The following is a 17,684-nucleotide window of genomic DNA, read 5'->3' as shown; positions in this document are numbered from 1 at the left end:
CGGCGATCAGAGCGGCGCCAGGGGAAACGCTGGATTCAGGCGGCAGGACGCCGAAAAATTTGCATCAGACGCCCGCGAGGCGTCACACGATTACGTGTCCGATTCCCGACTCGCCGCGCTCTCGCGCGCCGTCCGGGGTTCGACCTTGTCCAGGTAGCGCTCAACAAAGTCGATCGTCTCCGCGTGAGACGTCGACATGCCGACCGACTGTTCCATGATGACCATCCGCGGGCTGCTGGTCACCAAAAAGACGAGTACCTCGGCCGGAACTCTGCCCAGGGGAACCGTGTAATCGTTCGACGACCTCGATAGTGCCTCAAGTGTCAACTCACGCACCTTCTCGCCGACGGCGGCGATCTCGGTCCTGATTTTCTTGCGGTGGTTCGCCAGGGCCGTGAGTTCCGTTATCAGAGCGCCGGCGGTCCAGTTGTTCGAAAACTCCCAGAGTGCCCGCAGGGGGTGATCCGTCCGGAGCGCCTCGACCAGCACCCCCAAGGTCTGGTCTGTCCGGCGCCGAACCAGGGCGAGAAAAAGATCGTCCAGTGTCGGAAAATAGTACTGGACCAATCCGGACGTCACTCCGGCCCGGGACGCCACCCCACGGTAGGTCACTGCCGCGTACCCCTCGCTGAGCATGAGCCTCTCGGCACTGTCCAACAACGCCGCGCGTGTCTTGGATGTTTCCGCGCCAACCCGGCGGGGTGTCGTCATCTGGGGCCTTTCAGAGCAGTGTCACAGGGTGGCGCACCCGGCGAGTGCCGCCCGGCGCCGACCTCGACTGTCCGTGGTCGTCAAACTCCTGGTGCCTCTCTACCAGAACTGGGTCATCAGCGACAGCAGGCCAGGTCCTCCGAAGATGGCTGAACCGGCTCCGGGACGGACCTGGGGTGTCGGGCCAGCAGAGGTCGAGCGAGAAGTTGGCCGGGACCGGGTCGGACCAGTCCCAGTTCTCGCTGGACCTGCACACCCACGGCTTCGCTGACGTCGCGCCGGCGATGAACTCCTGCGTGCCGCCCTTGGAGGCCAGACCGCTTCTTCACAGGACGGCTTCCTTCTCAGACGCGTGCACCGATCTGGCATGGGTCACGGATACGCGAAGGCATCAGACCCCAGCCGGGCCAGGGCCGCCATGGACATAAAGGGTTTGGCCAGAGCAGAAGCTGGCGGCGTCGGAGGCGAAGAACAGGACGGCGTTGCCGATCTCGTCAGGTTCCCCGAGGCGGCCCGAGGCGTTGGTCAGGCCGATCGCCTCCGGGTCGAGCCCATAGCGGGCGGCGTCGTCGGTCAGGGTGGCGGCCCGGACAGCTCCGACGGCGATGGCGTTGACCCGGATCCCCTTACCGGTCCAGGCAGCGGCCATGGAGCGGGTGAGGCTGTTGACCCCGGCCTTCGCCGCGCCGTACGGCGCGGCCTGCGGCATCGCGAGCAGGCTGGCACCCGAGGAGATGTTCACGATCGCGCCCCTGCCCTGCTGAAGCATCGGCACCGAGGCTGCACGGGAGAGGAACCACACGCTGCCGAGGTTGAGCGCCAGGACCTGGTGCCACTCCTCCTCAGTCCATCGCCGGATCGACTTCGTCTCCGCACCGCCGGCACAGTTGACGAGGATGTCGAACCGCCCGAACTCTGCCACCGTGGTGTCAACGAGCTGCTGGCACTGCTGCGCGCTGGTCACGTCCGTCGGCAGCGAAAGCGCTCGCCGGCCCGCCGCCTGGACCTCCTTGGCCGTGGACTCCAGCGGCTCCACCCGGCGCGCGGCGAGCACGACATCGGCCCCGTACTCGGCGAGCGCGAGCGCCGCACCCCGGCCGATGCCGGTGCCCCCGCCGGTGATGACGGCAACCTGACCATCGAGCGCGAACCGATCCCTCACGTGACCGCTCCTCCATTGACAGCGATGACCTGACCAGTGAGGTAGCCGGCCTCCTCGGTGCACAGGAACGCGCAGACCGCCGCGATGTCGTCGCCCGTACCGAGCCGGCCGGCCGGGATCATCCGTGCCAGCGTCTCGGCCCTCGGTAGGTACTTCGCCTGCTGCATGCTGCGCAGCAGCGGCGTGTCGGCGGTGAATGGCGGGATCGTGTTCACCGTGATCCCCTTGGCCGCGTACTCGAGCGCCAGCGCCTTGGTAAGCGCGATGACGCCGCCCTTCGACGCCGCGTAGTGCGCCTGGCGGGCCACGCCGGTCTGACCCGCCGCGGACGAGATGGTGACGATACGGCCCCACCCGGCAGCCACCATGTCCGCGATCGCCGCCTGCACGCAGGTGAACGTCCCCGTCAGGTTGACCTCGATGGTCCGCGACCAGACGTCGATCGTCAGTTCCTCGAAAGGCACGAACCCGGAGACACCGGCGCTGGTCACGAGGATCCCGACCGGCCCGAGTTCGGCGCGCACCGCATCGAACGCCTTGGCGACCGAGGCCCGGTCAGCCACGTCGACCCCGACCGCTACCGCCTTAGTTCCCCACGACTGCAGACCGGCAGCCACCCGCTCGGCGGCGTCGACGTCCTGGTCGAGTACGCCCACGTCCCGTCCCTGCCGGGCGAGATGCTCGCAGATCGACAGGCCCAACCCCGACGCACCGCCGGTCACGACAGCGACACAACTCAACCTACGCCTCCTCATTCCTCGTCCCTGCGGTAACGCAGGCCTTGCGCCCCGCCCCGCGGCGGCGGACCAGGTTCGCAAGATCCTCGGAGCTCAACTGCAGTGGCCCTGTACGTACGTATGGCTAAGGCTATACGTTTGTAAGGCGATGTCTAGGGGGGAGCGCTGAGCCAGGCGGCGTCGTCACGTCTGAGGTGTCGCCCCAGAGGGCGCCCATCGGCCGCCGCTAGTGTGCTGAGTCTTAGATTCGTGCGCGGATAGAATGGGTGGGTGCCTGGCCCGAGTGCGGAACCCATCGAGTTGTCGGCTGCTGAGCGTGCGGTGTTGGAGGGGTGGGCCCGGCGACGCAAGACCGCGCAGGCGCTGGCGTTGAGGTCGCGGATCGTGCTGGCCTGCGCGGACGGCGGGACGAACTCAGGGGTCGCCGCCGGGATGGGGATCACCCGGGGAACGGTGGCGAAGTGGCGGAACCGGTTCACGGTCGACCGGCTGGAAGGCCTGTCGGACGAGGAACGTCCGGGGGCGCCGCGGAAGGTCACCGACGCGCAGGTCGAGGCGGTGATCGCGAGGACGTTGGAGGAGAAGCCGCCGAACGGTGACACGCACTGGTCGTCACGGTCGATGGCGAGGGCCAGTGGGTTGTCGCAGTCGACGGTGTCGCGGATGTGGCGGGCGTTCGGGTTGAAACCGCACCTGGTCGAGACCTGGAAGCTGTCCACGGACCCGCTGTTCGTGGACAAGGTCCGTGACGTGGTCGGGGTCTACCTGGACCCGCCGGAGAAGGCGATCGTGCTCTGCGTCGACGAGAAATCGCAGGTCCAGGCCCTGGACCGGACCGCGCCGGTGTTGCCGATGATGCCGGGCACGCCCGAGCGGATGACCCATGACTACGTCCGCCATGGCACGACCAGCCTGTTCGCCGCGCTCGACCCGACGTCGGGCTCGGTGATCGCGCAGACCTACCGGCGGCACCGCCACCAGGAGTTCCTGCGTTTCCTCAAGCTGATCGACGGATCCGTCCCGAAGGGCTACGACCTGCACCTGGTCCTGGACAACTACGCCACCCACAAGACCCCTGCGGTGAAGAACTGGCTGCTGCGCCACCCCCGCTTCCACCTGCACTTCACTCCGACGTCGGCGTCGTGGATGAACCTGGTCGAACGCTGGTTCGCCGAGCTGACCAACCGCAAGCTGCGCCGATCCACGCACCGGTCGGTCGTCGAACTCGAAGCTGACATCCGTAAATGGATCAACGCTTGGAACAAGGACCCGAAGCCGTTCGTCTGGGCCAAGACCGCCGACGAGATCCTTGAAACCCTCGCCGCATACTGCCAGCGAATCAGCGACTCAGCACACTAGTGCGGCGTAAACAAATACTCGTTCCAGTGACACTGTTAGGCTAGAAAAAGTGTGGGTAAATTGGACACATGATCCTAACTGATAATCAACGCAATATTCTCGAGTCCTTGGCTGGAGGTGGTGGGTACGACAGGTCTGCGGCTGCCCGCGCCCGTATGGTGCTATGGCGGGACGAAGGATTCTCAGTGCGGGAAATAGCCGAGAAGGCGGGCGCGTCGAAGCCTACCGTGCGACTGTGGCTGTCGCGCTATGACGAGGAGGGGCCGGACGGCTTGCTGAGCCGGGTGTCCCCGGGGCGGCCACGGGAGGTCCCGGGGCGGGTACGGGCGCGGATCCTGGCGTTGACCAGGACCACTCCTCCACCGGAGACCGGACTGAGCCACTGGACGAGCACCGAGATGGCGCGGTACCTGAAGCGCCGCGAAGGAGTGTCGGTCTCGCACACCTTCGTGGCCCAGCTGTGGCGGGAGAACAATCTCCAGCCGCACCGGCACCGAGTCTTCAAGCTCTCGGCGGACCCGGATTTCGAGGCCAAGGTGGAGGACGTCGTCGGCCTCTACCTTGATCCCCCCGAGGGCGCCGAGGTCCTGTCGATCGACGAAAAGCCTGGGGTGCAGGCACGCGACCGGACGCAGCCACCGCGGCCGGTCGCCTCCGGCCGGGTCGCCACCCGCACGCACGACTACCAGCGGAAGGGCACGACCGACCTGTTCGCCGCCCTCGACGTCGGGACGGGGCGGGTCACCGCCAGGTGCTTCCCCAGCCACACCAGGGCCGATTTCCTCACGTTCATGGACCAGGTCATCGCGGAATACGGCGGTGCGGAGCTCCATGTCGTGGTCGACAATCTGGCCACCCACTACGGCCCCGACGTCGACACATGGCTACGCAGACACAAGAACGTCACGTTCCATTTCACCCCGTCCGGCAGTTCATGGCTCAACCAGGTCGAGAACTGGTTCGGTATTCTCACCCGGCACGCACTCCAGCACGGGGCGTTCGTCTCGGTCCAGGACCTCGTCAACACCATCAACAACTATGTCAAGAACTGGAACTGGGACGCCCATCCGTTCGAGTGGACAGCCACCGCAGAAGAGATCGTAGCCAAGGTGGAGGTACTCCACCGGGAATTCAGGAAGCTGCTCGCCAACAACTTGTGACGACATTTAGTTATGTATCATCGGAAAGAATTTTGGTTTACAATCTACTAGTGCGTTGTCCGTGAATGCGGGTCGGTTCTTGTTGATCAGGCGGCGTTTCGGGTGTGGCCCCAGCGGTGCTGGCGCTCGGAGCGGATACGGGCGCGTTCGCGGCGCTGGGCTTCCAGCACTGCTGGGTCGCGGCGGTGGGTGTTGCGCCAGCGCAGGTAGGCGTGCAGGTCGCGGGCGAGCGCCGGGTGGTTGGGTGGATCGCTGTTACTGAGGGCGAAGCCGCGCAGCGGGCCGAAGTGGGCCTCGATCGGGTTGGCCCAGGACGCCTGGGTCGGGGTCAGGCACAGCTCGGCCTTGTGCCGGCTGGCCCAGGCGCGGATCGCGGCCGTCTTGTTTCCGGACCAGTTGTCCAGGATCACGTAGATCGGGGCGCTGTCCGGGCGGGCGGCGCGGATGCTGCGCAGTGCGGCCAGGGTGTGGTCGGCTCCCTTGCGCTCGCGCACGACGCCCCACAGGGTGTCGTCACCGACCGAGTAGCAGCCGTGGAAGTAGCGGATGCCGTGGGTGCGGTGGTAGGTGGCCGGCAGCCGGTCAGGGTGGCCGGCCTTGGCCCAGCACAGCCCGTGGCAGGGGCGGATCGACAGCGGTCCGAACTGGTCGAAGGCGAAAGCACCGGTCAGGGAAACGGCGGGTCACCTCCTCGATCCGGGCCAGCTTGGTCTCCGCGTCCGGGTCGGAGGTCTCCTTCCAGGTGCGGGTGTGCTGGAAGGAGATCCGGTGCTGGTGCGGCAGCTCGCCCAGTCGCTGGCGGCCGATGATGACCGGGGGTACCCCGGCCGGCGGGTGGCGCAGGTAGTCGGACAGCTTGCGCAGGCTCCAGCGGGTGAACGGCAGCCCCAACGCCCTCGGCCTTGTGCGGGCGACCTCGACGATGCGGGCCTCGCCCTCCGCGGTGATCCGCCGCGGACGGCCGCCCGCCCACCGCGGGTCCAGGCAGCCCAACCCCCGGTCGTTGAACGCGTGGATGACGTCCCGGACGGTGTCGGGATCAGCGGCGACCAGCGCGGCGATCGCCTCGTTGGTGTTCCCCGACGCCGACGCCAGGATCATCATCGCCCGGCGGATCCTCACCGCGTCGTGCCGACCCCGCCGCACGATCCGCAGCAGGGCTTGTCCCTCCTCGTCGGTCAACCGACGGACATGCACCGGCTTCGCCATCGCAGACCCCTCCCACGAGCAGGAGCAGATACCTGCGCATCACCGCAAACCGAGATCGCCACACCTCGCCCGGCAGACGTTCACGGACAGCGCACTAGCACGGTGCGTGGCCGGTACGAGTTGGGTCGACGTCGACCCAAATAACAGGGTGCGCAGGATGTCTGAATTATCAGAAGTCGCTAGTGACGTGGCTATATCCCACATCGGCCTCTGTGTGTCCGACTTCGACTGGTCGATACGGTTCTATGTCGAAGGGCTGGGATTTCGGCTCGCCGAGAGGTTCGACATCGGCGATTCCCTCGCTCAGCTGGCCGAGGTGCCGCCACCCATACGTTGCCGATCTCAGATGATCGTCAACGGCCAGACGGAGTTGGAACTGCTCGACTGGAAGACCCCGAGGCCAGAGGGCGCAGCCCTGACGACGCGGCGGCAGATTGGCTTCACCCATCTGTCGGTCTACGTCAACGATCTCGCTGCGGCCGAGGCACGCCTGGTGGCACTCGGCGCGACGCCGATCGAGTATACCCGAACGCACATCCCGATGCGCGACAGTGCGATGGACGTGCTCTTCCTGGCAGACCCCGACGGCATCCGCATCGAACTGGTGCAGGTGACGAGCCACCGCTGAACTAACGATCTATGGGGAATACCTATGCTTAAATCTCGACTCTATCGCCAAGAATGGGATCTGGCGCCGATCTTGTAGTCGAACCGGTGCTGGATGTTGATCAATTATTGGCAGCCACCCGCGATCATCGGGCTAGCTTGATCTTCTCGATCTTGGGGTCGTGTTGCCGCATCTGTCGAGCGTCGTGGTAAAGGAGGTCCGAGAGGGCAGCGGACGGGATTCGGCTGTGTGTGCCGTGCCCGGACGGGGCAGGTGGCGTGTCCGCGGTGCGAGACAGTGCCGGCGAGGATGTATGGGCGCTATCGGCAGCGGCGGGTCGACACGGCACTCGGCGGGCCGCGAGTTTTAGTTAACTCGCTGGTTCGCCGGTTTCGCTCGTGGCCACGACGGTGCTCCGGGGTCAGCGTCAGGTCGACCAACGTCTTGACCGGGCCGTCGGTGCATAACATGGCGTCCATTACCTCGAACACCACGTCCGCCGGCGGGTCAGACAGTCGTAGAACTCCTGCCGGAAGCGACACGGCCTCCCCAGAACCTCGACGCGTCCCGGTTCGTCCTGCACATCGCCCATCACAACCTTCGGTTTGATCACGGCTTCTTTGGCGAGAGCGCGATCTTCCGAAGATCGTTCCGCGTCACGAGGACACGCCAACCCACCCCACAACACCAGCAGGTATCACGCGGTGTGACAGTTGGGGTTAAAAACAAGCTTAGCTCGGTCGTAGATCGTCGTCGAGGTTAAACGCGAAGGAGTTCATCAGAAAGGTGGATGCCTCGAAGGCGCCGACTGTGAAGATGAGGTCCATGAGCTGCTGGGTGTCGAGTTCGGCGGTCAGCGCGGCCCAGGTCTCGTCACCGATTGTGCCGGCGTCGAGCAGCTCGTCAACGGCGCGCAGCAGTGCTGAGTCGAATGGGCTCCAAGTCGGATCGGCTGGCCCTCGGGCAATCTTCTCGATCTCCTCGTCGGTCAGCCCGGCCTCGCGACCGACGAGGACGTGCTGCGCCCACACGTAGTCGCATTTGCGTAGCGCCGCGACCCGCAGGACCAGCAGCTCCGTCTGCCGCTGGGCAAGGGTGGTCGCCAGCAGCACGTGACCGTTGAGCGTGAAGAACGCCCGCGCGAGGTCCGGGTGGTGGGCGAACGTCCCGAAGGCATTGCGGGCCTTCGGCCGGCCCTCCTGGATGGACCGCGTATGACGAGGCTTCGGCGGTACCAGGGCGGCAAACGCATCCCGCATCTCCGCGGGCCATTTCTTGGCTGGGAGCGGTTCGATTCGGGCCATGTTCATCGGTCCTTCCATCGTTGATGTGCCGCGCCCGTCATCCTCACCACTTCTTGACCGGGGTCTTCTCCAGGTCCAAGGGCCGCGCATACGACGGATCGTTCTTGTCCCACGTTCCCTTGATGAAGCCTGTGAACGAACCGGAGGAAAGGAGTGACGTGTCGCCGTTCATCGTCCACTCGAGGGTGCACCGCCGCAACGCGATCCTCCACACGCCGTCCCGCCGCTCGACGCGATCGAGGTATCTTCCTCCGAAGATGTGCACGGTCTTGCCGTCGCGGGAACGCATAGCACCGATGACGTAGCTTTCGCAGTGAGCCTCGTCGCCGTCGATCTCGCAGGTGTGGGTCGTGATATTGTGCAAGTGATCGACAAAAACCGACGAGTGAGCCTGGTTGGCGTACTCGCCGTAGTCGGGGCCGAGCTTCACGACGGGTCCGTGCTCGTCGACTCCATCGTTGTGGTAGACGCTTGCCATAAGCTCGATGTCATGGCGGTCGTGACCGCGTGACTGCTTCATGACGCAGTCGAGAATCGCGAGACGGTCCGTGACGTACCGGAGCTCGCGGCGAAGTTCCTTGAGCTCGTCCTCGACGGACATGGTGGTTCTCCCTCATCGTCGCAGTCACTTGCCATCGACCAATGAAGCCTTGGACCCCAACGCCCCGACCTCGGAGTCAGAGGAGGCCATAGCTGGCGCTGCACATTTGTATAACCCTTGCCGGGGGGCAGGTCAAACTCGGTCTCGTGGGGCGTCGCCGTCTACGCGCCGGGCCCGGGCTGCAGTCTGGCCCCCAGCAGTGACCGGACGAGATCGGGCATTTGTCGACTCAGCTCTGGTCGAGGAGCTCGCGGAGCAGCTCGGTGGTGCGGCGTCGGGAGGCAGCCCGAGCTTCCCGAGTGTCGCCAACCGGGACGACGTTGGCCCAGACGTCGGTGGCGCCGGCGTTGATCAGGCCGTGGAGCTGGCCGCGTACGGAGGCCTCGTTGCCGACGATGGCGGCCTCGGTCGCGGTCGAGGCCCCGCCGATTCTGAGGATGCGCTGGTAGTTGGGCAGGCTGCCGTAACCGGCTGCGGTGGCTGCGGTGGCGGCACGGGCCTCGTCGAGGTCGTCGTGGACGGCGACGGGGAGCCCGGCGACGATGCGTGGGGCCGGGCGGCCCGCCGCGGCGGCCGCGGCGTGCACCTTCGGCGCCACGTGGGTTTCGATCGCCCGTGGCGGGGCCATCCACAGCACCACGCCGTCGGCGAGCTGGCCGGCGACCCGGAGCAGGCGGGGCGACAAGGCTGCGAGCAATACGGGCACCGGGTGGCTGATGGGAACCATCCGCTCGGCAGTGCGTGCTGTCCAGTCCTCGCCCTTGACATCGACGGCCTCACCGCGGAGCAGGCCGGTGAGGATGGTGACATACTCCTCGGTGCTGCGGCCGGGATGGTCGTAGGACAGGCCATAGACGTCCCGGATCAAGCCTTCATGCGAGGGGCCGAGGCCCAGGGTGAAGCCGGGCCGGTTCATCGCGGAGACGACGGACGCGGCGCGGTTGGCCTGCAGCAGGGGATGGCAGGGATAGGTCTGCAGGACGGCGGTGCCCAGTTCGATCCTGGTTGTCTCGCGGCCTGCGACGGCCATGGCGACGAGCGGGTCGCCGGTGACAGCGCTCGCGTACCACAGAGACGCGAAGCCATCAGCCTCAGCTTCTTTCGCCTGCTGGACGATTTTGTCCGCCGAGCTACCCCCACCGGTCAAACCGATGCGCACTCCGACCTCCCACCATCGCTGTACAGATGTGTAACCGTGTCGTACGACTGTACAGTCGGTGTCCGTCCCGCGAAAGTGGAAGACCGTATCGCTTTCTGTAGTCAAGGGCTCGCTTCTGTTGCAGCGTCGAGATCGCTGGCGTAAGGGGTCAGTGGCCGGCGGGTCGCGACCAAAATTCCGGGCGCATGCGAGCGGCACGGCCCGAAGATCCGCCGGGCGGTGGGCGGCGTGGGCAGCTGAGCGGTTCCGCTCACGATCACCTGGCCCGCAGCGGTCGGTGCTCTCCGCTGCGGGCCGTGGCCCGACGCGTCAGACCCGCGGCGGGTCGCGCCCGGTATCCCGGGCCGTACGGGTCATCCGGCGGCCGCAGTCGATGTGTCGTTCTGGACGTATGACGGCGTCGCCGTGTATTTCCGCTGGTAGGCGGCCTGTTTGTGTGATCGGGGATGGAGATCGCGGGGCCGGGGATCGTGGGGTGGCGGTTCGGGTTGTGCCCGGTTCTGTCCACTCGCCCCACCTGACCAGCGCAAACGTCGACAGGCCGGTTCAACCGTCCGTCGCACAGCGCTGGAACAGAGGAAAACTTTCGATGACGGCTTCCCGGCCCCGGCAGCCCAAATCCTTGATCGCTGGCCCGTTCCAGCCGGTGATCAACTCCTTCGGCCTCCATCTGAGTGCCGAAGGCAAGTCCCCCAAGACCATCCGGACCTACGCCGAGGCCGCGCAGTGGTTTGCCGCCTCGCACCTGCTCGCTGTTCGCGAGAAGATTTGCGGTCAAGATCAGTTGCCTTCGCTGGATGCAACAGACCCCAAATCAGGATTCTGGAGCCCCGCAGCCGTCAGAGTACGGTCCCCTCTTCATGTTGCCGGGCGTTCGTCGGGAACGGGAGGTTATTCATCCCGGGATGATGGTGATTCGGTGCCGACCTGGCTGCGCGATGTACACGGTGTCGCTCGGTCCGACTGCTACCTGGCGCGGGTCGGCCACCACCACTGGTCCGGATCGGCTGGCGAGCACGCTTACCGTGCTGTCCCCGGCGATGGCGAGCACTCGATTGTTGGCGGAATCAGCGAGGTAGATGACGCCGTCGGGGCCGACGGCGAGGCCGGTCGGGGCACCGATATCGGTGGTGTGTGCTGGTTGTCCCGCCGACGCCGGGCGGCCGCCGTAGGCGGTGCCGGCGATGGTAGTGATGCGCCCTGTGGTGTCGACTCGCCGGATTCGGCGGTGTTCCTGATCGGCGATGAGGAGCCGGCCCTGCGCATCGACCGCGACAGCCTGTGGGCGGGTCAACGATGCGTGGACTGCCGGGCCGCCGTCCCCGGAGTACCCGGGGGTGCCCGAACCTGCGACAACTCGGGCTCCGTCTCCCGGGTCGAGACGCCAGATTCGGTGGTTGCCGGTGTCGGCGAGGTAGATGACGCCGTGCGGGTCCACCGTCACTGACCTCGGTTGACGCAGTCCGGGTAGGGCGGGCATGGTCTCGATCCGGCCGTCAGGTGACACTCGGCGTAGCCGGTCGTTGAGGCAGTCGGCGATGAGGAGGGATCCGTCGGAACTCATGGCGATACCGGCCGGGCTGTCCAGTTCGGCATCGGGTGCAGGCCCGCCGTCACCACTCCGGCCAGCTTTCCCTTTGCCGGCGAACGTGGTCGTGCTCCGGGCTGGCCCACCGGGCGCTGTGCCGGTGTGGGCCAGGTTGATAAGGAAACCCGGGTCCACCCGGCTGATCCGGTGGAGGAGGGGCTGGGAGACGAGCAGGGCGCCGTCGGGGGCCACGGCCACGCCGAACGGGCTGTCGATCTGGTAGTCGATGGATAGAGTCGCCGGTCCGACGACCGGCTCCCTTATCGATCTGCGCCGGCCCGGCCACCAACCGCGCCTGGCCTTGCCGGTGGAGGTCCCGCGTTGGCGGGCCGCCGGACCTGTCCCGGGAGCAGGGGGAACCGGAGCCGACGGAGGAAGCACGCTGACGGCAGCTGGTCCACTTGTCGTCGTGAGGGCATCGTCTTTCTGTCTGTCTGACTCTTCCAGTGCAGGGGGATTTCTTGCAGCGGGGGATCGGTCAGGTCCGGAGACATCGCCGGGTCCGGAGGGCCCGAGCGGGTCAGGGGACCGGGTCTGCCTGGCAGGAGGCGTGGTGACGGGCCGCGGGCTGCCGCGGTGTGCTGCGGTGCGGATCTCGTCGGCGAGGTGGAGGGGCACGGTGCAGCCGTCCAACCACCCTGGACCGAAGGCGCCGGCTGCGGCGATGACGAGATCGGCGGCGAACGCCGCGGCGGTGGGATGTCTCTTGTGCGGGTCCTTGTGCAGCGCCCGCATGACGACCGCGGCGATTTCGGGGGGCGTGGGGGCGCCCAACGGCGGTGGTGGTTCGTGTAGATGTTGGCTGGCGAGGTAGATCGCGGCGCCTTGGCGGGCGAACGGTGTCCGCCCCGACAGCAGCTCGTAGAGGACGGTGGCCAAGGAATACAGGTCGGTGGCGGGCCGTAGCGGCTCTCCGGTGAACTGTTCCGGAGCCATGTAGACGGGCGTGCCGATCACGGTGTTCGTGGGGTTACCGGTCGACTCTACGATCTTGGCGATACCGAAATCGGAGACCTTCGGGGTTCCGTCACCGGCGAACAGGATGTTCTCCGGTTTGATGTCACGATGGATCACCTGCTCCTGGTGGGCCAGGTCGAGCGCGGCGGCGATGGCGAGCCCGACACCAGCCGCGGCCACGGCTGTCAGTCCTTCCCGTGCCCGCCGTCGCAGCGTTCCACCGTCGCAGTACTCCATCACAATCATGCACAAGTCGTTTCGTTCGACGTAGTCGTGCACGCGGACGATGTGGGGATGGGTGAGGCGTTCCAGCAGCCGGGCCTCGGCGGCAAAGGCCGCCCGGGCCGTACCGGCGCCCGCGCCGGCGTCCGAATCCGGAAGCAGGATTTTGATGGCGACCGGCCGGTTGAGGCTTAGGTGCCGGCCGGCGAAGACGAGTCCGAACCCGCCGCTGGCGATGAGGCGGGTGACCGCGTACCCGGGGAGGGCCGCTTCCAGGTGTGCGCGGTCGAGGTTCACGTGCCCGGCCCGGTGCTCCGACAGCGCCACCCACCTGGCCGCTGCCCGTGTCGTCCCCGGTACCCCGGTACCGGGGACGACACGGGCAGGGGAAGCGCCGCGGCCCCTGGTTCAGTCACACGGCGGATCGTAGGCCCTGTCCGGAAGGAAACGCGCCCATTCATCCCTGGTGATGCCGACCCCGGCCTGCGCGCAGATGCGTTGCGCGACCCGGTCCACGTCCAGGTCCCACAGTGCTCCTGGTTCGGTGAAGACGACACCGACCAGGGTGGATCCGTCCCGGGAGAAGGCAACCGTGCCGATCCCGCTGTTGGTGCCGGCGGAACGGCTCAACCGTTCGACCAACCTCGGATTCGAGGGACGGCGGACGTCCCAGACCCGCACCGAGTTGTCCCCGCTGCCGGTCACGAGCGTGCGACCGTCGGGGCTAAACGTCACGGTGTTGACCTCGCTGACGTGGCCGGGCAGCGATGCGGTCCGGGTCGGCCGCGCCGGGTCGGTGATGTTCCACAGGGTCGCGTAGGGTCCTCCGCCGCCGACCGCGAGGGTCCGGCCGTCCGGGGCGAACGCAGCGCGCAGCGCCGCGCCGGGGAAGTCCGGCAGGGTCGCCCGGGCGGCGATCCGGCGCGGATCGCTGACGTCCCACAGCTGCACGGTGCGATCGGCTACGGACGCCATGACGTGTCCGTCCTCGCTGAACTGGATGTCCCGCACGCTGCCGCGGTGCGCGACCGTGCTGGCAAGCCTGGCCGGATGCCGCGGGTCACGCACGTCCCAGGTCTCCAGACTGGCGGAAAAGGCAGGCGCTGGTGACGAGCCGAGACCACCGAGGACGAGAGTCCGGCCGTCCGGGCTGAAACGCAGGGAGAACACCCCGCCGGCCGGCCCTTCAAACGCAGTGATCATGAATGGTCGCCTCGGATCCGTGATGTCGTAGAGACAAACCCGCTTCGCCGTCCCGACAGCCAGGATGCGGCCGTCGGGATGGAACGCCGCACTAGTCGTGAGGTCGTACTCGTCGGCCAGGGCGTCGGTGATGACCGACAGCGAGGTGGGACGGTACGGGTCGGTGATGTTCCAGAGTTCCGCCGCCGAGTCGGTCACTGTGACGACGTCGCCGGTGCGCGGGTTGACCTCGGCCGACTTCTGGTCGCCGTGACGGCCGATCAGCGCCGGCCCTGGGATCTCCCAGACCCGCAGTGCGCCATCCGCGGATCCGCTGGCGAGGTGGCGCCCGTCGGGGCTGAACGCGACCGTCCAGGTCACCGTGCCCTCATTGAGGAAAGTAAGCGCTCTCGCCCCGTCGGAGGGATCGCTGAGGACGGCTTGCTGTGTGGCGGCGGCGGGATCGAACAGCGGAACACCGCTGAACAGGTTTCCACCCACGGCGACCAGCCCACCGGTCGGCGCGACCGCGAGCGCGGCCATCGGCCCGTTCCCAACACCCATGGTCGCGGTATGGGTCAGGTGGAGCAGATCCGGTCCGCTGAATACCCGGATCCGGCCTGCGACCCCCGCGGTGTAGACGCTTCTGCCATCGGGACCGAACGCTACAGCCCGGATCGTGCCGACCCGGTCCGCGGTCGGATCGTCGTCGGGCACGTTGAGCAGGTCGACCGGCATGATGTCCAGGGCTGGTCCGACATACCAGAGCACCGTGGATGCGGCCTCGTCACCGGCGGCGAGAATGTAACCGTCCGGGCTGAAAGCGAGTGTGTCGATCGGTCCCTGGTGCAAGGGCGTCTCACCGTTGATCAGGAGCGCACCCTGCACGGCCGGCCGGCCCGGCTCGGACACATCGTAGATCCGCGCGGAGTTGCCGTACCCGGCGACGGCGAGCCGGTCCGCGACCGGGCTGAACGCCAGCCCGTAGACGTCCCCGGTCGTCTCCGGCAGAGTCGCCAGCAGCCGGGGCCGGCTCGGCGTCGAGACGTCCCAGATCTTGGCCGTCCGGTCGCCGCTACCAGTGGCGAGCAGCCTCGAGTCCCGGCTGAACGCCACCGACTTCACCGCCCGGCTATGACCCCCGTCCTGCGGGCCCGGCAGGACCGCGAGCGGGGTCGACCGGCGGGGGTCGGCTGCGTCCCAGATCGCCGCGGTCCAGTCGTCGCTGCCCGTCGCGATCAGCTTCCCGTTCGGGCTGTAGGTCACCGTGCCGACGGCGTTGCGGTGAAACAGATACCGCGTTGGCACCCCGGAACCACCGTTGAACGACGACAGCACACTGCCCCGTGCCTCCGGTGTGTTCGCCGTGCGGTAGGCGACCAGGCTGAGTTGTGCCGCGATCGCCGGGTTCCGATCACGGGCGATATCGGCCTGGCTCGCGATCCGCTGGGACAGCGCCCGGTCCCGCGCGTCCGCCGCCGTGGTCTTCTGCCGGTAGACCAGCCCGGCCAGCGACGCTGCCGCCACCACCAGGACCGTCAACGCGGCGACGAGCCGGCGCAGACGCCGGGTCCGCCGCACCACCGCCCGCTGGGCGGCGCTGTCAGCCCGCAGGCTCTCGTCGTAGAAATCCCGAGCGACCGGGGACATAGGCGCACGGCCCGGGTGGGCTTCCACCCATTCACGGGCCGCCGCCAACCGTGTCCCGCCGAACAGGTAGGAGGGATCGCGGCCCCCCGCTTCCCAGATCTCGGCCGCGTCGTTGAGCTGCTGCAGCGCGACCGCGCTTGCCCGGTCGAGGTCCATCCACTCCCGCAACCGCGGCCACGACCACAACAGCGCCTCGTGCGCGATCTGCAGGCTGTCGCTGTCGCCATCGGCGTCCGCCTCCACGAGGAAAGCCGCGATCAGCGCGTCCAGCACGGCGGCCGCCTCGCGGACGGGCACCGCGGCGAGTAGGTCCGCCCGCCGGACCCGCCGCCTACTGTCCTGTTCCCCCTCGCCGAGGCGGACCATCCGCATCAACAACGGCCGTGCGGCCTGCTGCGCCGCGGCGTCCAACCCCGTATAGGCGCGCTCAGCCGTCTGCGCGATCGCGCCGGTCAACCCGCCGATCCGCAGATACGCCCCCACCGTCAACCCCGATGCGTCCCGAGCGAACCACGCCGAACGCAAGGCATGCGCAAGCAACGGCAGCGAACCGGGATCGGTGACCACACCCGCACCACTCAACGCGCCGTCCGGCGACGCCGCCGTCGCCGCCCCCAGATCACGCAACAGCAGCTCGACCAGACCCGGCTCCACATCAACACCAGCCGTGCTCGCCGGCTTGACCACGACGTCACGGATCTCCGCGGCCGTCATCGGACCGACCACCACCTGGCCAGTCTGCAGCGCCTCGACCAACTCCGGATAGGCAGCGCACCGGGCGTAAAAATCGGCCCGCAGACCAAGGACGACCACAGCAGCCGGCCCCCGATCACCCCGACAGGCCGCTGCCACGCACAGTGCCCGAATGAATGCCTCCCGCTCCGAAAGATCGTCACACAAGGTGAAGACCTCCTCGAACTGGTCCACCGCGATCACCAGGCCACTGCCGCCCGCGTGGGACGCCAAGAGCTCGGCGAGCCGGTCCGGGACCTCCGGGACCACAGCCGTACCGTCGTTGAGCAACGCCGCCGCAGGGATTCCGGCAGCCGCGATCTGATCGATCAGACTCCGCAAGGGATGTTCACCCGGCGTCATCAACACCTGCGGCCAAGAGTCCGACCCTGCGACCACCCCACGTGCCAGAACCGGCAACAGGCCCGCACGCAACAACGACGACTTACCCGACCCGGACGCCCCCACCAAGACCAGCGGACCACCCTCACTCAGCCGCACCCCCACCCGCACGACCAGGTCAGTAACCATCCGCTCCCGACCGAAGAACCACCGCTCACTCGCAGCATCGAATCCGGCAAGCCCCGGATACGGGCAGACGACCGTCCCAGTCGGATCATCAAGGGCGCCCGGGGCCGGCACCAGAGCCGAGGACCCCGGAACAGGCTGAACCGGCAGAGCAGGCGCAGCCTCCCCAGCTAGCGGCGGCTGGTCCGAGGGAACGCCGAGGATACGGGTGGGACCCGGTTTTGGATCGACCCGAGGCGACGCGGATACCTCGCCAGCTTGTCCAGAAGCCGCTGGGACCAGGCCCGGAGGGTCCACAGGCCCGCGATCACTCGATGGGCCGGTCCCGGGAGGCTGGGCTGATGACACGAATCACCGACTTAGGGGCAGAATGGACGGAGAATGCGTGAATTTCGCGAATCATGCCGCGACTCCACGAACCACCGCACGCAGCGTCGTCCACACGACACCACCGGTAAGTCGGCAACATCATCATTGATCATTTGATAATGCATCGTGGGCGGCGCAGTTCACCCCGCGGCCCGTCACCGCTGCCGGCACTGTTGCATCGGCGGAGTCCGCCATCACACAGCTGCCGAGCAGTCATGATCGAATGATGCGTCGACGGTGTCCGGGAGGGCCGGGCGCAGGATTCTTCCTGGCGTCTGTGTCAGCGATCGGAGCAGACTCATAATTTCCGCTTTCGAGGTTCGATGTCCGCTCCACACCGTACGAGACTTGCGGTTCGCGGCTACTGGTGCGGTGTGGCTAGTGCGCTGTCCGTGAACGTCTGCCGGGTGAGGTGTGGCGATCTCGGTTTGCGGTGATGCGCAGGTA

The 17,684-nt window shown here is 67.2% G+C and carries 11 protein-coding genes and 2 pseudogenes; 3 read left to right on the top strand and 10 right to left on the bottom strand.

All coding sequences use genetic code 11. The features are described from left to right. Positions 1 to 90 precede the first annotated feature (90 nt). From FRANEAN1_RS35420 to FRANEAN1_RS35410, 3 genes are all read right to left on the bottom strand, one after another. Positions 91 to 711 (bottom strand): TetR/AcrR family transcriptional regulator, encoded by a 621-nt coding sequence (locus FRANEAN1_RS35420; RefSeq protein WP_020464489.1) that lies wholly within the window; start codon positions 709 to 711, stop codon positions 91 to 93. 391 nt (positions 712 to 1,102) lie between these two features. Next, complete coding sequence (locus tag FRANEAN1_RS35415; RefSeq protein ID WP_020464488.1) at positions 1,103 to 1,873, bottom strand: SDR family NAD(P)-dependent oxidoreductase; 771 nt, start codon at positions 1,871 to 1,873, stop codon at positions 1,103 to 1,105. Beyond that, a complete protein-coding gene (locus FRANEAN1_RS35410) occupies positions 1,870 to 2,613 on the bottom strand; it encodes an SDR family NAD(P)-dependent oxidoreductase (protein ID WP_347176895.1) in 744 nt (247 codons plus the stop codon). The genes FRANEAN1_RS35415 and FRANEAN1_RS35410 overlap by 4 nt, the downstream gene beginning before the upstream one ends. A 267-nt stretch (positions 2,614 to 2,880) precedes the next feature. Between FRANEAN1_RS35410 and FRANEAN1_RS35405 the strand changes: the two genes are divergently transcribed. Both FRANEAN1_RS35405 and FRANEAN1_RS35400 read left to right on the top strand, forming a co-directional pair. After that, on the top strand, positions 2,881 to 3,969 hold the full coding sequence (locus FRANEAN1_RS35405; RefSeq protein ID WP_020460528.1) for an IS630 family transposase: 1,089 nt from the start codon (positions 2,881 to 2,883) through the stop codon (positions 3,967 to 3,969). A 68-nt stretch (positions 3,970 to 4,037) separates the two neighbouring features. Further along, on the top strand, positions 4,038 to 5,129 hold the full coding sequence (locus FRANEAN1_RS35400; RefSeq protein ID WP_020464486.1) for an IS630 family transposase: 1,092 nt from the start codon (positions 4,038 to 4,040) through the stop codon (positions 5,127 to 5,129). Positions 5,130 to 5,215: 86 nt separating this feature from the next. On the opposite strand, the pseudogene FRANEAN1_RS35395 reads toward FRANEAN1_RS35400, so the two are convergent. Continuing rightward, positions 5,216 to 6,338, bottom strand: a pseudogene (locus tag FRANEAN1_RS35395) (IS630 family transposase). 157 nt (positions 6,339 to 6,495) lie between these two features. Here FRANEAN1_RS35395 and FRANEAN1_RS35390 point away from each other — a divergent pair. Further along, complete coding sequence (locus tag FRANEAN1_RS35390) at positions 6,496 to 6,966, top strand: VOC family protein (RefSeq protein ID WP_020464485.1); 471 nt, start codon at positions 6,496 to 6,498, stop codon at positions 6,964 to 6,966. Positions 6,967 to 7,343: 377 nt separating this feature from the next. Here FRANEAN1_RS35390 and FRANEAN1_RS44470 read toward each other — a convergent pair. From FRANEAN1_RS44470 to FRANEAN1_RS35365, 6 genes and pseudogenes are all read right to left on the bottom strand, one after another. Continuing rightward, positions 7,344 to 7,537: pseudogene (locus FRANEAN1_RS44470) on the bottom strand (transposase); the annotation flags it as partial. A 139-nt stretch (positions 7,538 to 7,676) separates the two neighbouring features. Then, positions 7,677 to 8,249 (bottom strand): carboxymuconolactone decarboxylase family protein, encoded by a 573-nt coding sequence (locus tag FRANEAN1_RS35385; protein ID WP_020464484.1) that lies wholly within the window; start codon positions 8,247 to 8,249, stop codon positions 7,677 to 7,679. A gap of 43 nt (positions 8,250 to 8,292) precedes the next feature. Continuing rightward, positions 8,293 to 8,850 (bottom strand): nuclear transport factor 2 family protein, encoded by a 558-nt coding sequence (locus tag FRANEAN1_RS35380; protein WP_020464483.1) that lies wholly within the window; start codon positions 8,848 to 8,850, stop codon positions 8,293 to 8,295. 229 nt (positions 8,851 to 9,079) lie between these two features. Further along, on the bottom strand, positions 9,080 to 10,009 hold the full coding sequence (locus tag FRANEAN1_RS35375; protein ID WP_020464482.1) for a TIGR03564 family F420-dependent LLM class oxidoreductase: 930 nt from the start codon (positions 10,007 to 10,009) through the stop codon (positions 9,080 to 9,082). A gap of 895 nt (positions 10,010 to 10,904) precedes the next feature. After that, the gene (locus FRANEAN1_RS35370) at positions 10,905 to 13,103 is read right to left on the bottom strand and encodes a serine/threonine-protein kinase (RefSeq protein WP_020464481.1); all 2,199 of its coding nucleotides are present in this window, start codon (positions 13,101 to 13,103) and stop codon (positions 10,905 to 10,907) included. A gap of 81 nt (positions 13,104 to 13,184) precedes the next feature. Continuing rightward, positions 13,185 to 16,982: an AAA family ATPase gene (locus tag FRANEAN1_RS35365; protein WP_020464480.1), complete on the bottom strand. Its 3,798-nt coding sequence runs from the start codon at positions 16,980 to 16,982 to the stop codon at positions 13,185 to 13,187. Between the last annotated feature and the right edge of the window lie 702 nt (positions 16,983 to 17,684).

Origin of the sequence: Parafrankia sp. EAN1pec (assembly GCF_000018005.1) — a bacterium.
Taxonomy (GTDB): Bacteria; Actinomycetota; Actinomycetes; order Frankiales; family Frankiaceae; genus Parafrankia; species Parafrankia soli.
The sequence above is the reverse complement of the archived record's forward strand: the minus strand, read 5'-3'. Positions and strand labels throughout refer to the sequence as shown.

Coding starts and splice junctions, on each gene's coding strand:
- FRANEAN1_RS35420 (WP_020464489.1), bottom strand. CDS start 711: ATGACGACACCCCGCCGGGTTGGCGCGGAAACATCCAAGACACGCGCG.
- FRANEAN1_RS35400 (WP_020464486.1), top strand. CDS start 4,038: ATGATCCTAACTGATAATCAACGCAATATTCTCGAGTCCTTGGCTGGA.
- FRANEAN1_RS35390 (WP_020464485.1), top strand. CDS start 6,496: ATGTCTGAATTATCAGAAGTCGCTAGTGACGTGGCTATATCCCACATC.
- FRANEAN1_RS35385 (WP_020464484.1), bottom strand. CDS start 8,249: ATGGCCCGAATCGAACCGCTCCCAGCCAAGAAATGGCCCGCGGAGATG.
- FRANEAN1_RS35380 (WP_020464483.1), bottom strand. CDS start 8,850: ATGTCCGTCGAGGACGAGCTCAAGGAACTTCGCCGCGAGCTCCGGTAC.